This is a genomic window from Curvibacter sp. T50, from assembly GCF_057219955.1.
In genome coordinates, this window is the sequence record NZ_JBXVVU010000002.1 from 289476 (window position 1) to 314227 (window position 24752).

The window sequence follows — 24752 nt, forward strand, 5'->3', positions numbered from 1 at the left end:
TTGCTATGGTCTTTGTGGTATCGACGCCGGTATTTCGCCCACATCAGAGTCCACGGCGGGCGCTCCGGGCACAGCATCGCCGCTTACCGGGCGGTCGGGTGGATGACTCCAGTGCCACAGCAACTGCGCAACCTCCTCGACGCCCTGGCGTTTGAGCGCGGAAAAAAGACGGGTTTCGCCTCCACCAGCCTGCAGCCGGGCAATCGACAAGGCTTTGGCGCCTTCGGCCCGGGTCAGTTTGTCGGCTTTGGTCAGCAGGACCAGAAACTTCAGGCCTTGTTCAACCCGGGGACGGATGACGTCCAGCAGGATGTCATCCAGTTCGGTCAGACCATGCCGGGGGTCGCACAACATGACCACGCCAGTGAGATTCTCGCGCGTGACCAGGTAATTCGCCATGACACGCTGCCAGCGGATCTTGTCGTCTTTGGGGACAGCCGCATAACCGTAACCCGGCAGATCGGCGAGCACGGCGTCCTGCACACCCTGTTTGCCCAGGCTGAACAGGTTGATGTGCTGGGTGCGGCCCGGCTTCTTCGACGCGAAGGCCAGCTGTTTTTGCTGCGTCAGCGTATTGATACAGGTTGACTTGCCGGCATTGGAGCGGCCGACAAAGGCAATTTCAGGAACGTCGAGCGCGGGCAGATGGTGCAACTGCGCCGCCGTTGTCAGAAAGCGGGCTGTGTGCATCCAGCCGAGCGCGACCTTGGCGGTGACCATGTCAGCTCCGGAAAACTCCGGAAGGGCAAGAGCAGCCGGTTGCGCCGGTTGCGGGGTGTGTGGGGACATGTAGTGGCCGTGGAGGGCGCCTGAGACTCCAGGCGCAAGGCGGCATTGTAGAATCACAGGGTTTTGCGCCAACCCACTTTTCAGCGAATTAAGCCATGAAGCCGTTTGCCTCGTTCCTGCTGCTTGCCCTGTTTTCCACTGCGGCCCTGGCCGCCGACAACAAGGCGGCCCAGCCAGCCAAGCCCGATCTGGTCAAGGGTGAGGCCAGTTTTGCCGTTTGCGCGGCCTGCCACGGTGCCGACGGCAACTCCACTACGCCGGCCAACCCCAGTCTGGCGCAGCAACACCCCGAATATCTGGTCAAGCAATTGCAGGAATTCAAGAGCGGCAAGCGCGACAACGCCATCATGAAGGGGTTCGCTTCGGCGCTGTCGGACGAAGACATGAGGAACATTGCATTCTGGCTGGCCTCCAAGAAGGCCAAGGATGGCGCTGCCAAAGACAAAAAGCTGGTCACGTTGGGCGAGCGCATTTATCGCGGGGGTATCGCTGACCGCCAGATCGCGGCCTGTGCCGGCTGCCATAGCCCCAATGGTGCCGGTATTCCGGCACAGTACCCGCGTCTCAAAGGACAACATGCCGACTACACCGCAGCCCAGCTGGTGGCATTCCGCGATGGCGTGCGGGCCAACAACGCCCAAATGCGCGATGTGGCGGCAAAAATGAACGACCGGGAAATCAAGGCGGTCTCCGACTACATCGCCGGACTTCGGTGATCGGCGGCGCTGTTGCGCAGCGGTAATGTCCCCGCTGTGCCCGGGTAAATAAGCTGACGTTAATATTCGCGGTGTCCCGGGCTTCTGAAGTGCTGGGCCGACAGTGAGTGGCGGCGTGGTGCAGACTTCCGTCAAGGGCGGGCCTGTTGAACGGGTCCGCCTTTTTTCCTGCCTCTTTCGATTGATTTGAATGTCTGAAATCACCGATCGCGACGTCGACCAGACTCCCTCACGGGCCTGGTCGGCGGCCGTTGAACTGCTGTCTTCCATGCGGTTTGCGATCGCATTGCTGACGATCATCTGTATTGCGTCAGTGATCGGGACGGTGCTCAAGCAAAATGAGCCAGTCAACAATTACATCAATCAGTTCGGCCCATTCTGGGCACAGGTTTTTGGCGCGCTGGACCTCTATGCGATCTACAGCGCGTGGTGGTTTCTGCTCATCCTGGCCTTTCTGGTAATCAGCACGTCACTGTGCATTGCGCGCAATACCCCGAAGATTCTGGCGGACCTCAAAGCCTATAAGGAACATATCCGGGAGCAAAGCCTCCAGGCGTTTCATCACCGCGCCGAGGCCGCGCTGCCGTCTGTTCCGGAGCAGGAAGCGCACCGTATCGGGCAGATGCTCGCCGGCGGGGGCTGGAAGGTGCGCCTGCAGCGTCGTGAAAATGGCTGGATGGTTGCTGCCAAGGCTGGCGCCGCCAACAAGATCGGTTATATCGCCGCGCACAGCGCCATCGTGCTGATCTGTCTGGGTGGCTTGCTTGATGGTGACCTGATCGTGCGTGCGCAAACCTGGTTCAATGGCAAGGAGTTGTACCGTGGCGGTGGCTTGATCTCCGAGGTGCCAGCCCAACACCGTCTGGCCGCATCCAACCCGACATTCCGGGGCAACCTGTTGGTGGCCGAAGGTACGGTGGCCTCGACGGCCATTTTGAGCCAGTCCGGTGGGATTCTGCTGCAGGATCTCCCCTTCGCGATCGAGCTCAAGAAGTTCATCGTCGAGTACTACTCGACGGGGATGCCCAAATTGTTCGCCAGTGACATCGTCATTCACGACAAGGCAACGGGGGAAAAGCGCGAGGCCCGCGTAGAGGTCAACAAGCCGGCAAGCTTCAAGGGCATCGAAATTTACCAGTCCAGTTTCGACGACGGGGGCTCGCGGGTGAAGCTCAAGGCCTATCCGATGGCGCAGGCGACGGTGCCTTTCGAAGTCGAAGGGGTCATAGGCAACAGCACCCAACTGGTGCGGGGGCCGGGCGCTGCGGCCGAACAGCTGACCTTGGAGTTCTCGGGTCTTCGCGTGATCAACGTGGAAAATTTCGGGGATAAGGCATTGACGGCAACCGGAGGCGCCGATGTTCGCAGTGTGGACTTGAGGGCTTCGCTGGAACAGCGCCTGGGGTCGGGAAACAAGACCGTCACCCGCAAAGAACTGCGCAATGTGGGCCCCAGTGTGTCTTACAAATTGCGGGATTCCTCCGGTCAGGCGCGTGAGTTTCACAATTACATGCTGCCCGTCGACATGGGCGAGGGCACACCGGTGTTTCTCCTGGGTGTCCGCGACAAACCGTCCGAGCCGCTGCGTTACCTGCGCGTGCCTGCGGACGAAGCGGGTGCGATGGACGGCTTTGTGCGCTTGCGGCAGGCATTGCAGGACCGTCCGATGCGTGAGTTGGCCGTGCAGCGTTATGCGGCGAGGGCGGTGGACCCGGCACGACCGGACATGGTCGAAGCCCTCAAAGGATCGGCGCGCAAGGCTTTGGACCTGTTTGCCGGCGTGGAGGGCAAAGATGGCAAGCCCACCAGCGGGCTGCAGGCCGTGGTCGAGTTCATGGATGCCAATGTGCCGGAGGCTGAGCGTGCCCGAGCCGGCGAAGTGCTGGTGCGCATTCTCAATGGGGCATTGTTCGAGCTCGATACCGTCGCGCGCGAAAAGGCGGGCGTTAAACCCCTGGACGGCGGAGCGTTCACGCAACAGTTCATGACCCAGGCGGTCTTGTCGCTGGGGGATGCGCAGTTGTACCCGGCGCCCATGGCTTTTCTGCTGAAAGACTTCACCCAGGTGCAGGCCAGCGTTTTCCAGGTGGCCCGCGCGCCGGGAAAGACCATTGTCTATCTGGGGTGTGCCTTGCTGATCCTGGGTATTTTTGCGATGCTCTACGTGCGTGAGCGGCGCCTGTGGGTATGGCTTGCGCCCTCAACCGATGGCACAGGAACGCGGGCGACCATGGCGCTGTCGAGCAATCGCAAGACAATGGATGGCGATCGCGAGTTCGACCAATTGAGCCAGCGCTTGCTGATGGATTCACTGCGAACCGAAAACCCATGAATACTGCTACCACGACGATGACGCTGACCCCTGGCTTCTTTGCCCGGAGGAACTGGTTCGACTGGCTGTTTGCCGTTTTGGTGCTGTTGGGCACCGCCTTCGCCTTTTCGCGTTATCAGCTGGCTATGGATGGCTATGAGAAGGTCATCCTGCTGTGTACCGCGCCTGCGGCAATCTGGCTGGGCTGGTTCTGGCGCCCGTTGCAGCGGTTGAGTCTGGTGGTCGCGGGGTTCAGTCTGCTGGCGATCGTCAGCTATGGGGGGGACCTGCAGCGGGCTGAAACTGTTTTCTGGCTGAAGTACTTTCTGTCGAGTCAGTCGGCCATCCTCTGGATGAGCCTGTTGTTCTGCATGAGTACGGTGTTTTACTGGATCGGGATTTTTTCGCGACATAACGGCGAAGCCATGGAAGGTCTGGGCTCCAAGCTTGCCTGGGCCGCTGTGGCCTTGGCCCTGATCGGTACCATGGTTCGATGGTACGAAAGCCACCAGATCGGCCCGGACATTGGCCATATCCCGGTGAGCAACCTTTATGAGGTGTTCATCATGTTCTGCTGGATGACGGCGGCGTTCTACCTCTACTATGAATCGCAGTACCGCACCCGCGCGCTTGGGGCATTTGTGATGCTCATTGTCAGCGCCGCCGTGGGCTTCCTGCTCTGGTACACGCTGGTCCGAGAAGCACACGAGATCCAACCCTTGGTGCCTGCACTCAAGAGCTGGTGGATGAAGATCCATGTTCCGGCCAATTTCGTCGGCTACGGAACCTTTGCGATCGCAGCGATGGTCGCGTTCGCGTATCTGATCAAGAAGCAGGCCGAAGAGACGCGCTGGTACCGGCTCTTGCCCCTGTGGTTGCTGGGGATGGTGCTTTGCCTTGAACCCATCGTTTTCCGCCAGCAGCCCGGTGGCGCAGGCGGTGGAATGAGCAATTTCTGGGCGGTGTATTTCGGCGTATCGGCGCTGATCGTCGGAGGAATTCTGGCGGCCCGACGACTGATTGCGGCAAAGCTGCCGAGTTTCGAGATCCTTGACGATGTGATGTACAAGGCAATTGCGGTCGGCTTTGCCTTTTTCACGATCGCCACAGTGCTCGGTGCTTTGTGGGCGGCCGAAGCCTGGGGCGGCTACTGGAGCTGGGATCCCAAGGAGACCTGGGCACTGATCGTCTGGCTCAATTACGCCGCCTGGTTGCACATGCGACTGATGAAAGGCCTGCGAGGTACGGTGGCCGCCTGGTGGGCTTTGGTCGGGCTGGCGGTGACCACGTTCGCCTTCCTGGGTGTCAACATGTTCCTCAGCGGTCTGCATAGCTACGGTACGCTTTGAACCAGCCCTTCTGACCCTGCGCCGGGGCGAAACACCGCCTGAGGCATCGGAGGGCCCGTGGTGTAAGAAGCGGGAGGTTCGACCGACCGAACCAGACAAGTCAGGAGAACACCATGGCGATTACCCCCCGTGACCGAGGCTACAGTCACAAGGTGCCCAGTGACATAACCCCCCAGTCGACTTATCGCAGTCGGCGCACCTTGCTGACCGCCATGGCGGCTGGAAGTGCCGGCGCGATCCTGGCCGGATGGGCCGCGCGGGACGCTCGGGCGCAGATGGCACGCCCCGGGTTGAGGGCTGGCCTTGCTGCGCCACTCTCCAGTCTTGCCGGCGCGACGGTGCTGGAGCCGCCCACCAGCATCCAGGACGCGACGTCCTACAACAACTTTTACGAATTCGGTCCGGACAAGAGCGATCCAGCCCGCGGCGCAGTCTCGATGCGAACGTCGCCATGGGCGGTTGATGTGGAAGGACTGGTGCGCAAACCCGGCCGCTTCGGAGTGGACGATTTGCTCAAAATGGCTCCGCTGGAGGAACGCATTTACCGCCTGCGCTGTGTCGAGGGCTGGTCCATGGTGATCCCCTGGATTGGTTACAGCCTTCAGGAGCTGATTCGCCGGGTCGAACCCCTGGGCAGTGCCCGGTTTGTCGAGTTTGTCAGCCAATCGGACCGATCGGTCATGCCCGGCCTTCGTCCGGGTGCATTGGAGTTCCCGTACCGGGAGGCCTTGCGGCTTGACGAAGCGATGAATCCGTTGGCGATGCTGGTGTTCGGAATGTACGGCGAGGTTCTGCCCAACCAGAACGGCGCACCGGTTCGGCTGGTTGTGCCCTGGAAATACGGCTACAAAAGCGGCAAAAGCCTGATTCGGATCCGTTTCGTCGAGCATGAACCCGTTACGAGCTGGGTGCGGCTGGCGCCGCAGGAATACGGCTTCTACGGCAATGTCAACCCGCTGGTCGACCATCCCCGCTGGAGTCAGGCCACGGAGCGTCGGATTGGCGAGGGTGGACTGTTTGCGAAACGACGCAAGACATTGATGTTCAACGGCTACGAACCCCAGGTGGGCCAGATGTATGCCGGGTTGGACCTGAAAAAGTACTACTGACCTGGTGTCTGTGCGTCCCGCCGCCCTGATCAGCCATCCGTACGGCAAACCGGCTCTGGCGGCACTGCTGCTGCTTCCGTTCGTGTATCTGGTGTTCTGCGTGACGATGGACCGGCTCGGGCCCAATCCGGCAGAGGCACTGATCCGTTCAAGCGGCGACTGGACCCTGCGGATGCTTTGCCTGACTTTGGCGGTGACGCCCGCGCGGGTTCTGTCCGGTTGGCATGCGCTGGCGCGTTACCGGCGCATGGTGGGATTGTTCACCGCCTTCTACGCACTGATCCATGCATTGAGCTACCTGATGTTCGACATGGAGTTCGTTTGGGCGGCAGTGGGCGCCGATCTGGTCAAACGGCCTTTCATTGCGGTCGGAATGCTTGCCTTCACACTGCTGGCGGTACTGGCCGGGACCTCAACCACCTCGGCCGTCCGGTTGCTGGGGGCCATGCGGTGGCAGCGCCTGCATCGGGCGGTTTACGGCATCGCCGGCCTCGCCTTGCTGCATTTTTTCTGGATGCGGTCAGGAAAACAGGACTTTGCCGAGGTGGCAGTTTATGGGTTGGTGCTGGGGACTCTGCTGGGATGGCGGGCGGTGCGTTTCAAGAGAAAGTAGCCGATACCCAGCGTATTTCAGTGCTCTTTCGCTATCAAAAAGAGATCAAAGCAGTTTTTCCGTGCGCATCAGGTCGTCGATGGTTTCGCGTGCGCGAATGAGCTTCACGTCCTGGCCATCCACCAGTACTTCCGCCGCGCGCGGACGGCTGTTGTAATTGCTCGCCATGCTCATGCAGTAAGCGCCGGCCGACAGCACGGCAAGAACGTCACCGGCCTGAACGGAAAGATCGCGATCGCGACCGATCCAGTCGCCACTTTCGCAAACCGGACCGACCACGTCCATCCGGGTGGCTTCGCCAGAGCGTGCGGTGACGGGCAGGATCTGGTGGAAGGCCTGATACATCGCCGGACGGGGCAGGTCGTTCATGGCGGCATCGACAATACAAAAATTCTTGTGCTCCCCGGGTTTCAGATAGAGCACTTCCGTGAGGCAGACCCCGGCGTTGCCAACCAAAGAACGCCCGGGCTCAATGAGAATTCTTCGGTTCCCATAGCCGCGTTCATCCAGGCGCTGCAACAGTCGTGCCCACAAGACGTCGGCTTGCGGGGGGGTATCACCGTTGTAGTTGATGCCCAGACCACCGCCGAAATCGATGTGTTCCAACCGGATGCCAGTCGCCTCGACGGCAGCGACCAGGTCCAGCACGCGGTCCATGGCATCCAGGTAGGGGTCCATTTCCGTGATCTGCGAGCCGATATGGCAATCAATGCCGATAACCCGCAGACCAGGTAATCTGGACGCCTGAAGGTAGGCTTGCAGGCTGCGATCGTGGGCAACTCCGAACTTGTTGCCTTTCAGACCGGTGGAAATATAGGGATGGGTTTTTGCGTCAACGTTGGGATTGACGCGGATGCTGACCGGCGCGCGCTGGCTGCATTGAAGGGCTACGTCATTGAGGACGGTCAGTTCAGCTTCACTCTCCACATTGAAGCAACCGACTCCCGCTTGCAAGGCTGTGCGAATTTCCTCGCGGGTTTTGCCGACACCGGAAAAGACGATGCGCTCCGGTCTTGCGCCAGCAACCAATGCACGGCGCAACTCGCCCACCGAGACGATATCGAAACCACACCCTGCCTTGGCGAACAGTTGCAGGATAGCCAAGGAGGAATTGGCCTTCATTGCGTAGCAGATCAGAGCGTCGCGATCAACAAACGCGCGTTGATAGGCGGCCAACGCTGCCAGCATGGCGCTCTTGGAGTACGCAAAAACCGGAGTCCCGAAATCCGTGGCGATGGCTTGAAGAGGAGTCGCCTCCAGTAACAATTCGGAACCGATCTGAGAGAGGAAAGGAGAACCGGGCAGTGCTGGAGTCGTCATCGGGACGGAGGGGCGGTGGATGAAGAGGCCGCCGGAAGCGGAACAATCAACTGGGGGAGCGTGGCGCGCTGGCTGCTGGCGGCCTCAGTCGGAAGGAATAACGGGCCTTTTTGCCCGCATCCCGACAAAACAACCGTAGCGGCGCCGAGGATGCCCATGCTGAATAGAATGCAAGCTCGCTGGGACATGGATGGATTGTAATGACCGACCTGGAATATCTGGATCGTGCCGAGGAATTGCTGGCGCAAGTGGAGAGGGCATGCGACCGTATCAATGACACATCGGATGTCGACGTGGACAACCAGCGGGTTGGTGGCATGGTCACCCTGACTTTTTCCAATCGCAGCCAGATTGTGGTCAACCTTCAGAAGCCATTGCAGGAGGTCTGGCTTGCTGCCCTGTCGGGGGGGTATCACTTCCGTTGGGTTGACGGTTGTTGGCAGGACAGCAAAGGTCAGGGCGAGTTTTTCGCGATCCTCTCGCGCGAAGCCGAAAACCAGTCAGGCGCCCCTCTGCGTTTCACGGTCTGACCGGTCAATTTCGGAAGAGATCCAGAATCCGGTTGCGCTCGTCGGCACCGGAAGGGGTCTTCGCGGGCTCTTTGGGCTCCGGTGCCACGGTAGCTTGAGGCGCAATCTGGCGAACGCCGCCGCCTGCGAGCTCATCGAAAACCCACTCGCCCCCGGCGCTCACGAGGCCCTCAGGAACGCCGGGCTCCATGACCGGTACTCCTTTGAGCGCCGTTTCCATGAAGTTGATCCAAACAGGCAAACTCAGTCGCCCTCCTGTTTCGCTTTCGCCGAGCGAACGGGGATTGTCATAACCGATCCATACCACCGATACGATGCTCGGCTGAAATCCGGCGAACCAGTTGTCGATGGAATCATTGGTCGTCCCGGTTTTGCCGTAGAGGTCGGCACGTTTGAGTGTGCCCTGTGCCCGGGCTGCCGTGCCGGAACGTGTCACCTCCTGCAACAGACGGTTCATTACGAAGGCGTTTCGCGCCTCAATGGCGCGCTGGTTATCGTCGAGTTTCGGCGGGGTTCCCTCGAAGAGCACCCGCCCTTTCTGGTCGCTGATGCGGCTGATGAGCCACGGGTTGACCCGAAAGCCACCGTTGGCAAAAACGGCGTACCCCGTGGCCATTTGCATGACTGTGACCGAGCCTGCGCCTAGAGCCATGGTGAGATAGGGAGGATGCCGCTCGGCGTCGAAACCGAAGCGGGTGATCCAGTCCTGAGCATTCTGTGCTCCCACGGACTGCAAGACCCGTATGGACACCATATTTTTTGACTTTGCCAGGGCGATGTGCAACGGCATCGGTCCTTCGAACTTGCCGTCATAGTTCTTGGGTTCCCATGGTTGCCCGCCGGTGACCCCGGCGTCGAAGAATAGCGGTTCGTCATTGACCACCGTAGACGGCGTGAAACCCTTTTCCAGAGCCGCCGAATAGATGAAGGGTTTGAAGGCGGATCCTGGCTGGCGCCAGGCCTGGGTCACGTGGTTGAACTTGTTCTTGGCATAGTCAAAGCCGCCGACCAGGGCGCGAATGGCGCCGGTCCGGGGATCCAGTGCCACCAGAGCGCCTTCCACTTCGGGCAACTGGGTGATGGACCATGTACCGTCCGCGAGGGTCATGATCCGAATGATGGAACCTCTTCGTATACGAACCGCCGGAGCTGCCTTGTCCGACAGGCCGGACTGCGCAGGTCGCAGCCCTGCGCCAGTAATCTCTATTCGGTCCCCGCTCGGCCTCAGCACAATGACCTGCTTCGCGCTCGCTTCAACGACAACGGCCGCAATCACGTCGCCATTGTCAGGATGCTCCGCCAGTGCGTCGTCGACCGCATCATCCCATTCCTTGGGATCTGCCGGCAACTCGACAAACCCTTCCGGCCCGCGAAAGACCTGCCGGCGTTCATAGTCCATGATGCCCTTGCGCAAGGCGCGGTACGCCGCTTCTTGCTCGATCGACCTTAACGAGGTGTGGACGTTCAGGCCGCGTGTGTAAGTCTCCTCGCCATACTGGCTGAAGACCAGTTGCCGAACGTTTTCGGCGACAAATTCTGCGTGCAAGCGCGCGGGGTCGCTGCTGCTGCGGATCTTCAAGGTCTCTGCTTTGGCTGCCTTGGCCTGCTCCGCGGTGATGAATCCGTTTTCCAGCATCCGATCAATGATGTGCTGTTGACGCACGCGGGCGCGTTTCGGGTTGCTGATGGGGTTGTAGGCGGAAGGAGCCTTCGGGAGCCCCGCAAGCATGGCGGCTTCGGCCACGGTAACGAATTGCAGCGGTTTGCCGAAGTAGGTTTCTGACGCTGCGGCAAAACCGTAGGAGCGATTGCCCAGAAAAATCTGGTTCATGTAGATCTCGAGGATCTGATCCTTGGTAAGGAGATGTTCCAGTTTGAAGGTCAGGAGGAGTTCGTAGATCTTGCGTGTGTAAGTCTTTTCGGAACTGAGATACACATTTCGCGCAACCTGCATCGTGATGGTCGATGCCCCTTGACTCTTTAAACGACCGAGATTTGCTAGACCTGCTCGCAGGACGCCGATGTAATCCACGCCGTGGTGCTGATAGAAGCGAGCGTCTTCAATTGCCAGAACGGCGTTCTTCATGACGGCAGGCATCGAAGCGATGGGAGTCAGGTGCCGACGCTCCTCTCCGAACTCCCCGATCAGAACCCCGTCGGCCGTAAAGACCCGCAATGGCAGTTTGGGCCGGTAGTCGGTCAGATCAGAGACGTCGGGCAGGTTGGGATATGCCACCGCCAAAGCGACCGCAATCAGCAGCACAATCGAGAGCCCGAAGCCAGAGACCGCCACCACCGAACCGATGATCAACCGACTCGCCCAGTGCCGTTTCGGTCGGTTGTCCCACCGACCAGGAGCTGCGTCACTGGAAGGGGGGGGATGGTCTGAACCTGGGGGCATGAGGGGCTTGTGGACGAATGCAGGCCATTATAGGAAGGCAACTCCAAGCTGCTCTTCGAGTCCGGCAGCGGCCTCGCTGAGTGGTCACCGCAGCGATCAAAATCTCGGCTGCCTGTTACAAACACGCTTGCTTCGTCGGATTTTGGCAACGGAAATTGCAGCACAAAACGAAAAATATCTTTGCCGGACAATGATCTTACTGCTAGCATTCAAGTGAAATCTTAAGTTTTCCGGCCCTTGCAAGGCCAGTTTCAGGGGACCGACTTGATCTCATTCGGGTCATTATTCAGTCGCCAACCCGCTCCGATGATCGGGTTGGACGTAAGTTCATCCAGCGTGAAGCTTGTTGAGCTCGGGCGGGACGCGGCCGGACAGTTGGTTCTGGAGCGTTGCGCCATGGAACCCTTGGAGCGGGGGTGGGTCACGGACGGGAATATCGAGAAATTCGATGAAGTGGCCGAAGCCGTGCGTCGCGTTGTCAAGAAGAGCGGTACCCGTTGCAAGAACGTAGCGATGGCACTTCCGCCGTCGGCGGTCATTACCAAGAAAATCGTTTTGCCCGGGGGCATGAGCGAGCAAGAGCTGGAAATACAGGTTGAATCGGAAGCCAACCAGTACATTCCGTTTTCTTTGGATGAGGTGAGTCTGGATTTCTGTGTCGTAGGGCCGACCGCCAATTCGCCGGGTGATGTCGACGTCCTCATTGCGGCGTCCCGCAAGGACAAGGTTCAGGACCGCCAAGGGTTGGCGGAAGCTGCTGGGTTGAAACCCGTCGTTCTTGACGTGGAATCTTATGCCGCTCGTCTGGCAATGGGCCGTTTGATAGAGGCGCTGCCGAACAAAGGCCTGGATTCCGTTGTCGCGCTTTTCGAGATTGGCGCGTTTACCACGAGCATGCAAGTCATACGCAATCAGGAATTGCTATATGACCGTGATCAAGCGTTCGGCGGAGCACAGCTTACACAACTCATCGTGCGCCATTACGGTTTTACGCCGGAGGAAGCGGAAAACAAGAAGCGCAACAATGAGCTCCCCGAAGATTACGCAACGGCTGTTCTGCAACCATTTGTAGAGAGTGTCGCCCAGGAAGTTGGCCGGGCGCTGCAATTCTTCTTTACCAGTACGCCATATAACCGCGTCGACTACGTGATGCTTGCTGGTGGGTCAGCGGCATTGCCCGCATTGACAGAGACCGTTACGAAACAGACTTCCTTTGCCTGCTCCGTTGTCGATCCATTTGCGGAAATGGCCGTTTCCAGCGGTGTGCGTGAGAAAAAGCTCCGGCGGGAGGCTCCGTCCTACCTGACCGCGTGTGGTTTGGCCATGCGGAGGTTCCTGCTGTGATCCTTATCAACCTCTTGCCGCATCGTGAAGCGGCGCGCAAACAACGGCGCGAGGCTTTTTTTGTCTCCCTTGGAATCGCGGCTGTCTTTGGTGCTGTGGTCGCGACGGGTATCTACTTCTGGCTTGATGCGCAGATCAACAGTCAACGCGACAAGAACACTTTCTTGCAGGCGGAAATAAAACGGCTAGACGTTCAGATCAAGGACATTGCAACTTTGCAGCAAGAAATCGCTGCCCTGCGGGCCCGCCAGGAGGCTGTGGAGGATTTGCAGTCGGATCGGAATTTGCCGGTCCACCTTCTGGAAGAGATCGTGCGGCAGATGCCTCCCGGGGTGTACATCATCGACATGAGGCAGGAAAACCTGCTCATCACGGTTCGGGGTGTCGCCCAGTCGAATGAGAGGATCGCGGAGTTTCTGCGCAATCTGGGCCACAACACACCGTGGTTTACGAAACCCGAACTGGTCGAGATTGTTGCCAGTTCGGTCAGTCTGGGACCTCGCGATCTGCGGAAGGTGGCCAACTTTGTGATTCGGGTTCAGATGCAGCGAGCGAGTGCTGTGAGCGCTTCGGCTGCTTCAGCACCCGCATCGGCTGTGGTAGGCCAGGGCGCGCGGACGGCGTCGGCGCCAGCTTCGGTTGCCTCGCCGACCGCATCGGTCGCCTTGACCACCGCCAGTGGCACAGCCGCCGCCGCTTCGGCTGCCAAACCGAACTGAACGGGGTAAGAGATGGCAGAAAATAGCAAGCGCTTTGACGTCAATGCCTACGTGGAAGGTCTGCGCAAGCAGTTCTCCGGCATCCGGCCGGAAGACCCTGCATCCTGGCCCGCGGCGCCACGGTATCTGTTGTTACTTGTGGTCTCTGTCGGTGTCGTCGCGGCATTGTGGTTCGCATGGGTGCGAGGTCATGATGAAACCTTGGCGACGGAGCGCGAGCAGGAATCCAAACTCAAAGAAGAGTTCACGAAAAAGTGGACGCAGGCGGTGAATTTGGAACCGCTGAAGAAGCAGCGTGAACAGGTACAGCAATACGTAACCCAGATTGAGAAACAACTGCCGAGCAAGTCGGAAATGGAGGCGTTGTTGTCCGATATCAACCAGGCGGGTATTGGTCGAAGTCTCCAGTTCGAGCTGTTTCGGCCCGGCCAGGTGACCGTAAAGGAATACTACGCCGAGCTACCGATCACGATACGTGTAACGGGTCGGTTCCACGATATCGGCGCTTTCGCCTCGGATATCGCACACTTGTCACGCATTGTGACGTTGAACAATCTCTCCGTTCAGCCAAGTCGTGACAACGTGTTGGCGTTGAATGCCACAGCCAAGACGTTCCGTTACCTGGACCCAGACGAGGTCGCCGCCCAGCGGAAAGCGGCGCCGACGGCTAAGGGAGCCAGCAAATGAAAAAGGTTTTGGTCTGGGTGCCCATGGGGGCGCTCGCGGGTCTTCTGGCCGGGTGTCTGGGTGGCGGTTCTGCCGATATTCAGCAGTGGATGAATGAGCAAAAGGCGCAGGTCCGTCCAAAAGTCGCGCCATTGCCTGAGCCGAAAAAGTTTACGCCGCAAGCTTACCGACCGGTAGAGCAGATGGATCCTTTCAGCAATGAGAAGCTGACCCAGGCACTAAAGCAGGACACGACCAAAGCCACCGCCAATGCCGCCTTGGTTGCCCCAGAGTTGAATCGCAGGAAGGAGCCGTTGGAGGCGATTCCATTGGATGCTATGCGGATGGTAGGTAGCCTGAACAAGGCAGGTCAATTGGTTGCATTGGTCCAGATCAACAATTTGCTCTACCAGGTCAAACCGGGGAACTATATGGGGCAGAACTACGGGCGCGTGATGAAAATTACCGAAACGGAAATGACGTTGCGCGAGATCGTGCAAGACGCTGCCGGTGAATGGATTGAACGTCCAACGGCGCTGCAACTGCAGGAGAGGAGCAAATGAAAAACCGAACCATACCGGCTGGCCGACTTTGCGCCCGAGCCTTCATTGCCCTCGGAGCCTGTCTGATCGGTGCCGTTGCCATGGCCCAAAATGTCATTGAGGCGGTTTCCGGCAGCCAACAGGGCGGCGCCGAGATCGTTCGCATTGACCTCAGCGTCCCTCTGACGGCTCCGCCGACCGGCTTTACGGTGCAGTCGCCTGCGCGGATCGCACTTGATTTTCCCTCGTTCAGTAGCGGTTTGGGGCGTCAGAACGTCGAGGTCAACCAGGGTAACCTTCGATCGGTCAATGTTGTTCAGGCAGGTGATCGTTCCCGCGTCGTCCTCAATTTGAAGCAGACGACAGGATATAAAACCGAATTGCGTGGCAAGAGTCTATTTGTCATTCTGGATCCGGTTAGAGCGGCTACTTCAGCACCTGCAAGTGCCAACGTTTTCGCGTCGGAAGGAAGTCAGGAGCAGCTGGCATTGCGCGATGTCGATTTTCGTCGCGGCAGTGATGGTGCAGGTCGCGTTGTTGTCGAACTGCCGAACAATCAGGTTGGCGTCGACATCAAGCAGCAAGGACAGACTCTTGTGGTGGAGTTCCTGAAGTCGTCGTTGCCTCAAGGGCTACGACGACGCTTGGATGTCAGCGATTTCGGAACACCGGTGCGTTCGGTGACGACGTTCCAGGCAGGCGAGCGGGTAAGGATGGTCATCGAACCCAGCGGTCAATGGGAACATAGCGCTTATCAGAGCGACAACCAGTTTGTAATCGAGGTTCGTGCTCAGAAAGCCGATAAGTCGAAAACCGGTGGCGAGCCCACTTATACCGGCGAGAAGCTTTCGTTGAATTTCCAGAATATTGAGGTCCGGGCATTGCTGCAGGTTATTGCCGACTTCACGAACTTCAATATCGTGACCTCTGACACCGTAACAGGTGCCGTGACCCTGCGTTTGAAAGATGTCCCTTGGGACCAGGCTTTGGACATTATTCTGAATGCGCGCAGTTTGGGCATGCGTAAGACCGGCAATGTGATCTGGATCGCGCCAAAGGATGAAATCGCGGCCAAAGAGAAAAAGGATCTCGAAGCTCAACTGGCAATCCAGGGGTTGGAGCCCATCCGAACGCAGGCGTTCCAGCTGAACTACACTAAAGCAGCTGAGATAGCAGCCCAGTTGGTTGCCAATTCCGGCGGCGCCGGTAACGTGCGCATACTCAGTTCGCGTGGGGGAGTTGTTGCGGAACCCCGGACCAATCAGATTTTTGTTTCTGACATACCCGGCCGTCTGCAAGCGGTGCAAGAGCTGCTGACAAAGCTGGACGTACCCGTTCGTCAAGTCATGATCGAAGCTCGCATCGTCGAAGCATCGGACAGTTTCGGCAAGTCGCTCGGTGTGCGTCTCGGCGGTGGCGATCTGCGCGGCGTCCGCGGCGGAGACGCCGGCTATTCCGTTGGCGGAACCCATCGAGTTGCCGTTGGCGGATCCTATGACGCTGTTTCGGGGGCCACCGGACAAACCGGCGCGAGTCCGCTCAGCAACTTCGTCAACATGCCCGCAATCGGGCAGGGGGGCTATTCCCCGGCGACTTTCGCGCTGTCACTGTTCAGCAGCACTGCCAACCGGTTTCTCAATCTGGAGCTTTCAGCGCTGGAGGCCGACGGTCGCGGAAAGATCGTCTCCAGTCCTCGTGTCGTGACTGCTGACCAGACCAAGGCATTGATCGAGCAAGGCACGGAGTACCCTTATCAGCAGGCGACGGCCAGTGGCGCCACTTCCGTTGCGTTTCGCAAAGCGAACCTGAAACTCGAAGTCACGCCGCAGATCACCCCTGAAGGCAACATCATTCTTGACCTCGATGTCACGAAGGACAGCCGCGGTGAGACGACGGCTCAGGGCATTGCCATCAATACCAAACACATCAAGACCCAGGTGCTCGTAGAAAACGGCGGTACCGTGGTTATCGGAGGCATCTTCGAACTGACAGAAGCCGAAACGGAAACCAAGGTACCTGTCCTTGGCGAACTTCCCGGTATCGGCAACCTGTTCAAAGCGCGCGAACGCAGTGCGCGCAAGCAAGAAACCTTGGTCTTCATCACGCCGAAAATGATCAACGAACGGGTGGGAGCCCGTTGATTCTCAGTTTTTCGGATCGAAATTTTCAGGTTTAGGGATCAAACAATGCGTCTGTTCAAAAAATTGTTGGCTGGCCTTGTGGCGATAGGGCTTGTAGCCTGTGGTGGTGGTGGCGGAAGCGCCGGAACTCAGCCGGGAGTGACGGCACCAACCTCCACTGCGGCAGCGGTTGAGGTGCTGACATCAGCGGCTTCCGTCGCATCGGCGGGCGATCAGGTAGTCATCACGGCATTTGTCAAAAGTGCGGCGAACGTCAGCCTCGCTGCGCAGGAGGTGAAATTCACCGCCTCATCGGGTGTCATTACGGTCGATTCGTCCTTGTCGAACGCCAGTGGTGCGGTGACGGCCCGTCTCAGCGCGGGTGCGAACAAAGCGCAAAGAGACATCACCGTGACGGTTACGTCCGGCAGTGCCAGTGGCCAGATCGTGATTCCGGTCACCGGAACTCGCCTTTCCATTGCTGGAAGCCCGGCGCTGCAGGCGGGCGGATCGGCGACCCAGTTCACGGTTCGGGCCATCGATTCAGTTGGAAATGCCATTCCCGGTTCGGTCATCAAAGTCGCATCCGCGCTCGGAAACGCTGTCAGCCCCGCAGAAATTACCACCGACTCCTCGGGCAGCGGGGTTGTGGTGTACACCCCCAACAATGCGGGAACGGACAAGTTGACCGTGACCGGCCTTGGCACCAGCGCATCCATAGACATTTCAGTCAATGCGACCGATTTTTCCGTCATGAGCCCCGGCGCCAATACGTTGGTGCCGGTGCAGCAGGACCAGACGGTCACCGTGCGGTATCGGGTTTCCGGCGCAGGGATCGAAGGTCGAACGGTCACTTTCAGTACGACCCGCGGGCAGGTATCCTCAGCCGCAGTGGTAACGAACGCGTCGGGGGAAGCAGCCATCACCGTTCGGTCCGCTACGGCGGGCCCGGCGGTTATCACCGCGCAGATTGCTGGCGCTGGCCAGGTCAATTTGCCACTCCAGTTTGTTGCCGTGGCGCCGGCGACATTGGTGCTCCAGGCCAATCCGGCGGCAGTGGCGCCGAACCGTAGCGGGTCAAGCAATCAGGCGACGGTGGAAGCCTTGGTGCGCGATGCCGCGGGAAATGCCGTGGCAAATCGGCAGGTCAATTTCACAACCCTTCAGGACGTCAGCAACGGCACACTGTCGCCTGGCGTGGCAACCACCGACAGCAACGGGCGCGCCCAGGTACAGTTCATCCCCGGCGCGAACACCACACCTGCGGGTGGTGTGGTCATTCAGGCTCAGGTGGCATCAACGTCGATCGTTGCAACAGCTGCAATGACGGTGAATGCCCAGGCGCTCTTCATTTCGATCGGATTTGGCAACGAAATGTCGAATCTCGACCAGACCACCTACGAAAAGGAGTTCACGGTCTACGTGACCGACGCCAATGGGGTGGCCGTTGGTGGACAGAACATTGCGCTCTCTGCGATCCCAACTCTATACGCCAAAGGGTACATGGTGAAGTCGGCGGATGGCAGGTGGGGCCAGGTCGTTACGGCGATTTGCGCCAACGAGGATGTGAATCGGGATGGCTTCCTTGACATTGGTGATGTCGATGAGAACAGGGACGGCATACTGTGGCCTGGCAATGTGGTTGCCGTAGCCCCGGGATCGGTGACAACCGACGCCAACGGGCGGGCGGCGTTCCGGTTGCGCTATGGCGAGCAATATGCCCTGTGGGTCCAATTGGATGTCGTTGCTCGTGGCCTGGTGGGCGGCACGGAGTCCCGCAAATCGATCCCGTTTGTTTTGCCGATTCTTGCCTCTGACGCCCAAGGAGACGCATCGCCGGCCGGCGCGAGCAGCCCATACGGACAGACGGCAACCTGTACCAACCCGCTTTGACCCGAGTTTCCCTCATAGGGATGCCCGGTTCGGGCAAGTCGACGATCGGGCGGCAGTTGGCTCGCCGACTGGGAGTTCGCTTCGTTGACTCCGACCAGATGATCGAGCAGCAAATCGGCTGCCCGATCCGTGAGTTCTTCGAACGAGAGGGTGAAGCTGCTTTTCGCGACCGGGAAGAGTCATCGATTGACGAGCTGACTCTTCGCGATGACATCGTATTGGCAACCGGTGGCGGCGCGGTTTTGCGGGAAAAAAACCGCCTTCACCTCCGTGATCGCACGACAGTGGTCTACTTGCGCGCTACCCCCGAGGCGCTGTTTCGGCGTCTGCGGCACGATACCAGTCGACCTCTGCTCCAGGTCGCGGACCCATTGGCGCGTCTGCGTGACTTGTATTCACAGCGCGATCCCCTTTACCGCCAGACCGCACATTTCACCCTGGAAACCGGGCGTCCCTCGGTTGCGACCTTGGTCAACATGGTCGAAATGCAACTCGATCTCGCAGGCACCCGAACCAAAGCGTGAGGTCCCCAACGGGGCGTTGGCCTGGCCACGTACATGGCTTGAGGGCGCGACGATCATGCCCGACCAGTGAAAGCGCAAGCAGCACAGCCTCTACACTTGCAGCCATGAGCAATTCAACAGTGGCGAACCAGACCGTATCCATTGCCCTCGGCGAGCGAAGTTATCCCATTCGTATCGGCACCCAGCTTTTTGATCAGGCAGATACCTATGCCCACATTGGCAGCAGTGCCCAGGCGGTCATTGTCACCAATACCACGGTTGGGCCTTTGTATGCGGCGCGCCTCCAGGCCGCACTGCAGTTGCGGCATCGCCAGGTGCAGGTGGTCGCCCTGCCCGATGGCGAAGCCTTCAAGACCTGGGAGTCGCTGAATCGCCTGTTTGATGCGGTGCTCGCGGCAGAATGCGATCGCAAGACGGTCTTTTATGCACTCGGCGGTGGGGTGGTGGGGGATATGACCGGTTTCGCCGCCGCGTGCTACATGCGCGGTGTGCCCTTCGTGCAGGTGCCGACGACCTTGCTCGCCCAAGTGGATTCCTCGGTCGGGGGAAAGACAGCGATCAATCATCCGTTGGGAAAGAACATGATCGGCGCGTTCTACCAGCCCCAATTGGTCGTTTGTGACCTGGGCACGCTGCAGACCTTGCCACCGAGAGAGTTGTCTGCGGGTTTGGCCGAGGTCATCAAATACGGTCCGATCGCCGACATGACCTTTTTGTCGTGGATCGAGGCCAATCTGGACACTTTGCTTGAACGCGACCCCCAGGCACTGGCCTATGCGGTCCGCCGTAGTTGCGAGATAAAGGCTTGGGTCGTCGGTCAGGACGAGCGCGAAACCGGACTGCGGGCGATCCTGAACTTCGGGCACACCTTCGGTCATGCCATTGAAGCCGGACTGGGATATGGCGAATGGTTGCATGGGGAGGCCGTCGGTTGCGGCATGGTCATGGCCGCCCATCTTTCTGCGGAAATGGGCCTGGTACCGTCGACGTTTGTCGAACGGCTCACGGCCTTGGTGCGGGCTTCGGGTTTGCCCGTTACCGCGCCAATGCTGGACCCGCAGGACAACGCGGGTCGTTACCTCGCGCTGATGCGGGTCGACAAGAAGGCCGAAGCGGGTGCGATCCGGTTTATTGTGGTGGACGGTCTCGGCAACGCCTGTCTGCGTGCCGCCGATGATCTGGTCGTCCGCCGCGTGATCGAAAGGTGTTCGCTAGTCCAGCAAAAAGCATAGCATACTATGACCATTTCACGCTGGATTTTGGCGGAAAATGCTTGAAAAAGGGAATCTGGCGCGGTATGCCAGCCATCCGGCCGGCAGTCGTGGCCGATTCCACGCGGAACCACCGGCCCCCACCCGCACTGAATACCAGCGGGACCGGGACCGGATCGTGCATTCCACCGCATTTCGGCGGCTGGTCTATAAAACGCAGGTCTTTTTGAATCACGAGGGCGACCTCTTTCGCACTCGTATGACGCATTCCTTGGAGGTCGCGCAACTCGGTCGTTCCGTAGGGCGCTCGTTGGGGCTGAACGAAGACCTCATAGAGGCGATCGCGCTGGCCCACGACCTCGGGCACACGCCCTTCGGACACGCGGGTCAAGACGCCCTCAATGCCTGCATGGCGCCCTGGGGCGGTTTCGAGCACAACCTGCAAAGCCTTCGGGTGGTCGATCATCTGGAGGAACGATATCCCCAATGGAACGGACTGAACCTGACGTTCGAAACCCGAGAGGGCATCCTGAAGCATTGCAGTCGCACAAACGCACTGGCAATCGAAGCCGTTGAACCGGAAGGCGTAGGCCGGCGCTTTCTCGACGGAAACTCACCCAGCCTCGAGGCGCAGTTGTGCAACCTGGCCGACGAAATTGCTTACAACGCGCACGACATCGACGATGGGGTGCGGTCCGGACTCATCGACCTTGAGCAGGTCGCGCAAGCCAGCTTGCTCGGCAACTACCTGAACGCAACCCTGGTGGAGCACCCCGGGCTGGCCAGCCAGTCCACGGATCGGCGGCTTTTATACGAAAGCATTCGCCGCATGCTCAGTGCCATGGTGTACGACCTGATCGAGACGACCAGAGGAGCGCTGGAGCGCGCTGCTCCGCCCGACGTGGCTGCGGTACGCGCCCAGCGCGGGTTGGTGGCTTTCAGCGGCCCGATGCAGCAGGCCAGTCAGCGTCTGAAAACGTTCTTGATGCACAACCTTTATCGGCATTCCCAGGTGATGGAGACAACGGCACGGGCCCGACAGATCATTCAGGAACTCTTCGAAATCTATCGCACCAACCCGGCCCAGATGCCAGCCGGGTTCATGACACGCATCGATCAGGCTGACGGCGACCCGCGTCAGACAGCACGAACCGTCGCTGACTATATTGCCGGTATGACCGACCGGTACGCAATGCGCGAGCACCACCGGCATACGGGGCTGCGCATCTTCGCCGGCGATGCGGCGCATGGCCGGATCGAATGACGGACTCCCGTTCCGCAGTCCCTTTTGCCGCCTGGCTTGTGGTGGCGGCCGGGGGGTGCGCGGCACTGCATGTCGGCAAGCTGCCACCTGCCATTCCGGTCCTGCAGGCGCAAATCGGACTGACGCTCCCTCAGGCCGGTTTTCTGCTTTCATTTGTACAACTCGCCGGCATGAGCCTGGGGCTGTTGGTGGGGCTGATGGCAGACCGTTGGGGCCTGCGCCGCAGCATTCTCGTGGGCCTGGCGCTTCTGGCAACTGGCAGCCTGGTCGGCGCGCGCACCGTTTCGGTACCTCTTTTGCTGGGGTTGCGCGGCCTGGAGGGGCTGGGGCTGCTGCTGGTGGCTTTGCCGGCGCCGGCCCTGATCCGGCGTCTGGTGCCGCTTCAACAGATCGCAGCCATGCTGGGAGTCTGGGGCGCTTACATGCCGATTGGAACGGCAGCGGCCCTGTTGCTGGGACCAACGGTCATTGGCGCCGGTGGCTGGCCCGTGTGGTGGAGTGGACTGGGTCTCGCAGCGATCGGCTTGTTTGTCGCTGTCTGGATTGGTGTGCCGGCCGACCCGCCGTTTCCCCGTGTGTGTCAACACCCGGAGGCCAGGTCTGAAGCGACAGTGGTCTCGTTCGGTGAAAGGCTGCGATTGACCTTGGCCAGCCCGGTACCCTGGTTGTTGGCCGCTTGTTTTGCTGTCTATTCGAGTCAATGGCTGGCGGTGATTGGGTTTCTGCCAAAGATGTACGGAGATTCCGCCGTTTCCCCCGCCTTGGTCGCGCCATTGACCGCACTGGCTGCAGGAATCAACCTGACCGGAAACATCGCCGCAGGGCGGCTGCTCACGGCGGGATACACGCCACAGATGATCTTGTGGGCGGGATACGGAGGGCTTGCATTTGGTGCGTGGACTGCGTTCAGCGACACTCTGGCGGCGCCGTTCGGTCTTCGGTTCATGGGTGTATGCCTTTTCTCGGCGGTTGGAGGCCTGGTTCCCGGGACATTGTTCACTCTGGCGGTGCGGCTCGCACCCCGCGCAGATACGGTATCGACGACGGTAGGCTGGATGCAGCAATGGTCCTCGGCGGGGCAGTTCCTGGGCCCGCCAGCGGTTGCCTTGCTGGCCGGCCGGCAAGGCTCCTGGGGCCAGACCTGGATAGTGACCGGGACTTTCTCGTTCATCGGATGCCTGTTGGCATGGTGGCTTCTGTGCCGAATCCCGTCCAATCATCATCGGACTCAAGACTGAAACAGGCCCGGCGCAATATCAACGTTGCCGCCGTGCGTGGATCCGCCGAGGGCTCATTTTTTTGGTTTTGGTCGACCGGCAGGACAACATCCGGCCGGCCAATCAGCTCGCCGCAGGGCGACAATATCAGGATGTTGGCGAAGAAACCGGTGGTCGGGTCGGGCCTTCACGGCTCAAGACCCGGAGGCCGTCGTGAGGCGTTACTGATCGTCCGAGTCACCCCTTTGCTGATTGATTGCGTTACCTGAGTGTTTCCCATGACATCTGATGAGCAGATCGTTGAAGATACCCGTCGCTGGCTGGTGCGCGCGGTCATTGGACTTAACTTGTGCCCCTTCGCCAAAGCGCCCTATTCCAAAGGGCAGATCCACTATGGCGTGCTCCGGGCATGCGGCCAAGAAGAATTGCGCAAACAGATCGGACAGGAGTTGATTGATCTGGCCCGGATGGACCCAGCGGTCCGGGAAACCAGCTTGCTCATCCTGCCGGATCAGTATCCCGATTTCCTGGAGTTCAACGACTTTCTGGAGGAAGCCGAAGCGGTGTTGGAGGAGTTGGACCTGGAGGGCGTGCTGCAGATCGCGAGTTTCCATCCCCGATTTCAGTTTTACGGCACCCGATCCGAGGACATTACCAATGCGACGAACCGGTCACCTTACCCCACATTGCATCTGATCCGAGAGACCAGCATTGACCGTGCTGTGGCCGCGTTCCCTGAGGCCGAGACCATCTTTGAAGCGAATATGCAGACTCTGCGGGATCTGGGAGAAGCGGGATGGCTTGGTTTGGATGTCGGGGCACATAGCCAAACAGAAGCGGGCCCGCCATCGCCAACCGGCAGGGAGATTTCCACGTGAAAGGGGCAAAGTCCGCCGGCGGGCGTGCAAAAGCAGCCGCGCCGGTTCTGCCGCCAGAGGTGCGCGCCGGGCAGTCTCTTGGCTTGCTGCAGGAGTTGCACATCCTGACCCGCGACGGAAAGTTGAATCAGGACTCGCGCCGCAAACTCAAACAGGTCTATCACCTGTTGCAGTTCATTGAAAAGATACTGAACGATCTCGGTGCCCCAGATCGCGGCGTCACCTTGGCCGACCATGGGGCAGGAAAGTCCTATCTCGGTTTCATCATTTACGACTTGTATTTCAAGCAGCTCCCGGTCGGAACCTTGTTCGGGGTCGAGTCTCGGGAGGAACTGGTCTTGCGATCGCGCGAACTGGCGCAGCGACTGGGCTTCGAACGCATGCGTTTTCTGAATCAGACGGTGGCGGAATCGGTGGATGCACGGGAGATCCCCGATCGTATCGACCTGGTAACTGCACTCCATGCGTGTGACACCGCAACCGACGACGCAATTGCATTCGGTCTGCAAAAGCATGCCCGGGCCATGGTGCTGGTGCCCTGCTGCCAGGCTGAGGTTGCGCGTGCGCTCAATGCCAGCAAGGCGCTGTCGCTCAGCCGAACGCCGCTGGCCGAGTTGTGGCGGCATCCCTTGCATGCGAGGGAACTGGGAAGTCAACTCACCAACGTGCTGCGCTGCCTCTATCTGGAAGCCAGCGGCTACCAGGTCACCGTGACGGAACTGGTGGGCTGGGAACACAGCCTGAAAAATGAGCTCATATTGGCCCGCTTCACCGGGCAACACAAGCAAAGTTCTGCGAACAGGCTAAAGGCCCTGCTCGCTGAGTTCGGCCTGACCGAACAGCTCGAAAGCCGGTTTCGCCTGGCTCAGTAGAAGCCCATGTTGTCAACAACCGACCGCACGCCAGGTACCCGGCGTGCGGTTACGACCGCCTGCTGACGGGCGGCAGAATCACGCGGGCTTCCAGAGATATAGACAACCCCTTCACGGACATTCACCGTCAGGGAACCGGCCGCGACTCGCTCGTCAGCAGCCAGGGCATGTCGGACACGTTCAGCCAAATGGAGGTCCATCGAATTGGCGACCGTATTGCCGGTTTCCGTTCGGTGCTGGTAGGAGCCGCCACCGCAGGCAATCAGGGTCGTGGCCAACATAGGTGCCGCCAGGCAGGTCGTCGAAAGTTTGATCATGTTGCGTGGGCCTTCTTCATGGGGTTTCCGACCGGTCGAAACCGACC

Annotated in this window: 23 protein-coding genes; 18 read left to right on the forward strand and 5 right to left on the reverse strand. The window is 59.6% G+C overall.

Annotated features, from left to right (window positions below):
- Positions 1–3: 3 nt before the first annotated feature.
- Entirely contained in the window at positions 4–720 is a 717-nt protein-coding gene (gene yihA, locus AC2EBU_RS10660) for a ribosome biogenesis GTP-binding protein YihA/YsxC (RefSeq protein WP_484610398.1), read from the reverse strand.
- A 164-nt stretch (positions 721–884) separates the two neighbouring features.
- Between yihA and AC2EBU_RS10665 the strand changes: the two genes are divergently transcribed.
- The 5 genes from AC2EBU_RS10665 to AC2EBU_RS10685 all read left to right on the forward strand — a co-directional run bounded on the left by AC2EBU_RS10665 (position 885) and on the right by AC2EBU_RS10685 (position 6887).
- The gene (locus AC2EBU_RS10665) at positions 885–1505 is read left to right on the forward strand and encodes a c-type cytochrome (protein WP_484610399.1); all 621 of its coding nucleotides are present in this window, start codon (positions 885–887) and stop codon (positions 1503–1505) included.
- Between the two features lie 190 nt (positions 1506–1695).
- On the forward strand, positions 1696–3837 hold the full coding sequence (locus AC2EBU_RS10670; protein ID WP_484610400.1) for a cytochrome c biogenesis protein ResB: 2142 nt from the start codon (positions 1696–1698) through the stop codon (positions 3835–3837).
- Positions 3834–5165, forward strand: a complete 1332-nt coding sequence (gene ccsB / locus AC2EBU_RS10675) for a c-type cytochrome biogenesis protein CcsB (protein ID WP_484610401.1) — start codon at positions 3834–3836, stop codon at positions 5163–5165. The genes AC2EBU_RS10670 and ccsB overlap by 4 nt, the downstream gene beginning before the upstream one ends.
- 113 nt (positions 5166–5278) lie before the next feature.
- The gene (msrP, locus tag AC2EBU_RS10680; RefSeq protein ID WP_484610402.1) at positions 5279–6274 is read left to right on the forward strand and encodes a protein-methionine-sulfoxide reductase catalytic subunit MsrP; all 996 of its coding nucleotides are present in this window, start codon (positions 5279–5281) and stop codon (positions 6272–6274) included.
- 4 nt (positions 6275–6278) lie between these two features.
- Positions 6279–6887: a protein-methionine-sulfoxide reductase heme-binding subunit MsrQ gene (locus AC2EBU_RS10685; RefSeq protein ID WP_484610403.1), complete on the forward strand. Its 609-nt coding sequence runs from the start codon at positions 6279–6281 to the stop codon at positions 6885–6887.
- A 45-nt stretch (positions 6888–6932) separates the two neighbouring features.
- On the opposite strand, the gene lysA is transcribed toward AC2EBU_RS10685, so the two are convergent.
- A complete protein-coding gene (lysA, locus tag AC2EBU_RS10690) occupies positions 6933–8207 on the reverse strand; it encodes a diaminopimelate decarboxylase (protein ID WP_484610404.1) in 1275 nt (424 codons plus the stop codon).
- Entirely contained in the window at positions 8204–8395 is a 192-nt protein-coding gene (gene lptM, locus AC2EBU_RS10695) for an LPS translocon maturation chaperone LptM (RefSeq protein ID WP_484610405.1), read from the reverse strand. The genes lysA and lptM overlap by 4 nt, the downstream gene beginning before the upstream one ends.
- A gap of 12 nt (positions 8396–8407) precedes the next feature.
- Between lptM and cyaY the strand changes: the two genes are divergently transcribed.
- Positions 8408–8737, forward strand: coding sequence for an iron donor protein CyaY (gene cyaY / locus AC2EBU_RS10700; RefSeq protein ID WP_484610406.1), 330 nt, complete (start codon positions 8408–8410; stop codon positions 8735–8737).
- A 4-nt stretch (positions 8738–8741) separates the two neighbouring features.
- Here cyaY and AC2EBU_RS10705 read toward each other — a convergent pair whose 3' ends face one another.
- Positions 8742–11138 (reverse strand): penicillin-binding protein 1A, encoded by a 2397-nt coding sequence (locus AC2EBU_RS10705; RefSeq protein WP_484610407.1) that lies wholly within the window; start codon positions 11136–11138, stop codon positions 8742–8744.
- A 264-nt stretch (positions 11139–11402) separates the two neighbouring features.
- Here AC2EBU_RS10705 and AC2EBU_RS10710 point away from each other — a divergent pair, with 264 nt between their 5' ends.
- From AC2EBU_RS10710 to AC2EBU_RS10765, 12 genes are all read left to right on the forward strand, one after another.
- Entirely contained in the window at positions 11403–12482 is a 1080-nt protein-coding gene (locus tag AC2EBU_RS10710; RefSeq protein ID WP_484610408.1) for a pilus assembly protein PilM, read from the forward strand.
- A complete protein-coding gene (locus tag AC2EBU_RS10715; protein WP_484610409.1) occupies positions 12479–13201 on the forward strand; it encodes a PilN domain-containing protein in 723 nt (240 codons plus the stop codon). Before AC2EBU_RS10710 ends, AC2EBU_RS10715 begins: the two co-directional genes overlap by 4 nt.
- 12 nt (positions 13202–13213) lie before the next feature.
- Positions 13214–13888 carry a type IV pilus inner membrane component PilO gene (locus AC2EBU_RS10720; RefSeq protein ID WP_484610410.1) on the forward strand — a complete coding sequence of 225 codons (675 nt, stop codon included), beginning with the start codon at positions 13214–13216 and terminating at the stop codon, positions 13886–13888.
- Positions 13885–14430, forward strand: a complete 546-nt coding sequence (locus AC2EBU_RS10725; protein WP_484610411.1) for a pilus assembly protein PilP — start codon at positions 13885–13887, stop codon at positions 14428–14430. The genes AC2EBU_RS10720 and AC2EBU_RS10725 overlap by 4 nt, the downstream gene beginning before the upstream one ends.
- Positions 14427–16550 (forward strand): type IV pilus secretin PilQ, encoded by a 2124-nt coding sequence (locus tag AC2EBU_RS10730; protein WP_484610412.1) that lies wholly within the window; start codon positions 14427–14429, stop codon positions 16548–16550. The genes AC2EBU_RS10725 and AC2EBU_RS10730 overlap by 4 nt, the downstream gene beginning before the upstream one ends.
- A gap of 45 nt (positions 16551–16595) precedes the next feature.
- A complete protein-coding gene (locus AC2EBU_RS10735; RefSeq protein ID WP_484610413.1) occupies positions 16596–18422 on the forward strand; it encodes an Ig-like domain-containing protein in 1827 nt (608 codons plus the stop codon).
- Positions 18423–18442: 20 nt separating this feature from the next.
- Positions 18443–18946, forward strand: coding sequence for a shikimate kinase (locus AC2EBU_RS10740; RefSeq protein WP_484610581.1), 504 nt, complete (start codon positions 18443–18445; stop codon positions 18944–18946).
- 104 nt (positions 18947–19050) lie between these two features.
- Positions 19051–20178 (forward strand): 3-dehydroquinate synthase, encoded by a 1128-nt coding sequence (gene aroB, locus AC2EBU_RS10745; RefSeq protein WP_484610414.1) that lies wholly within the window; start codon positions 19051–19053, stop codon positions 20176–20178.
- 37 nt (positions 20179–20215) lie between these two features.
- Entirely contained in the window at positions 20216–21421 is a 1206-nt protein-coding gene (locus tag AC2EBU_RS10750) for a deoxyguanosinetriphosphate triphosphohydrolase (protein ID WP_484610415.1), read from the forward strand.
- Entirely contained in the window at positions 21418–22659 is a 1242-nt protein-coding gene (locus tag AC2EBU_RS10755; protein WP_484610416.1) for an MFS transporter, read from the forward strand. Before AC2EBU_RS10750 ends, AC2EBU_RS10755 begins: the two co-directional genes overlap by 4 nt.
- Before the next feature lie 257 nt (positions 22660–22916).
- Positions 22917–23516, forward strand: a complete 600-nt coding sequence (locus tag AC2EBU_RS10760) for a DUF1415 domain-containing protein (protein ID WP_484610417.1) — start codon at positions 22917–22919, stop codon at positions 23514–23516.
- Complete coding sequence (locus tag AC2EBU_RS10765) at positions 23513–24388, forward strand: class I SAM-dependent methyltransferase (RefSeq protein WP_484610418.1); 876 nt, start codon at positions 23513–23515, stop codon at positions 24386–24388. The genes AC2EBU_RS10760 and AC2EBU_RS10765 overlap by 4 nt, the downstream gene beginning before the upstream one ends.
- Here the strand turns inward: AC2EBU_RS10765 and AC2EBU_RS10770 are convergent.
- Entirely contained in the window at positions 24382–24705 is a 324-nt protein-coding gene (locus AC2EBU_RS10770; RefSeq protein ID WP_484610419.1) for a BON domain-containing protein, read from the reverse strand. The genes AC2EBU_RS10765 and AC2EBU_RS10770 overlap by 7 nt on opposite strands.
- Positions 24706–24752: the final 47 nt, after the last annotated feature.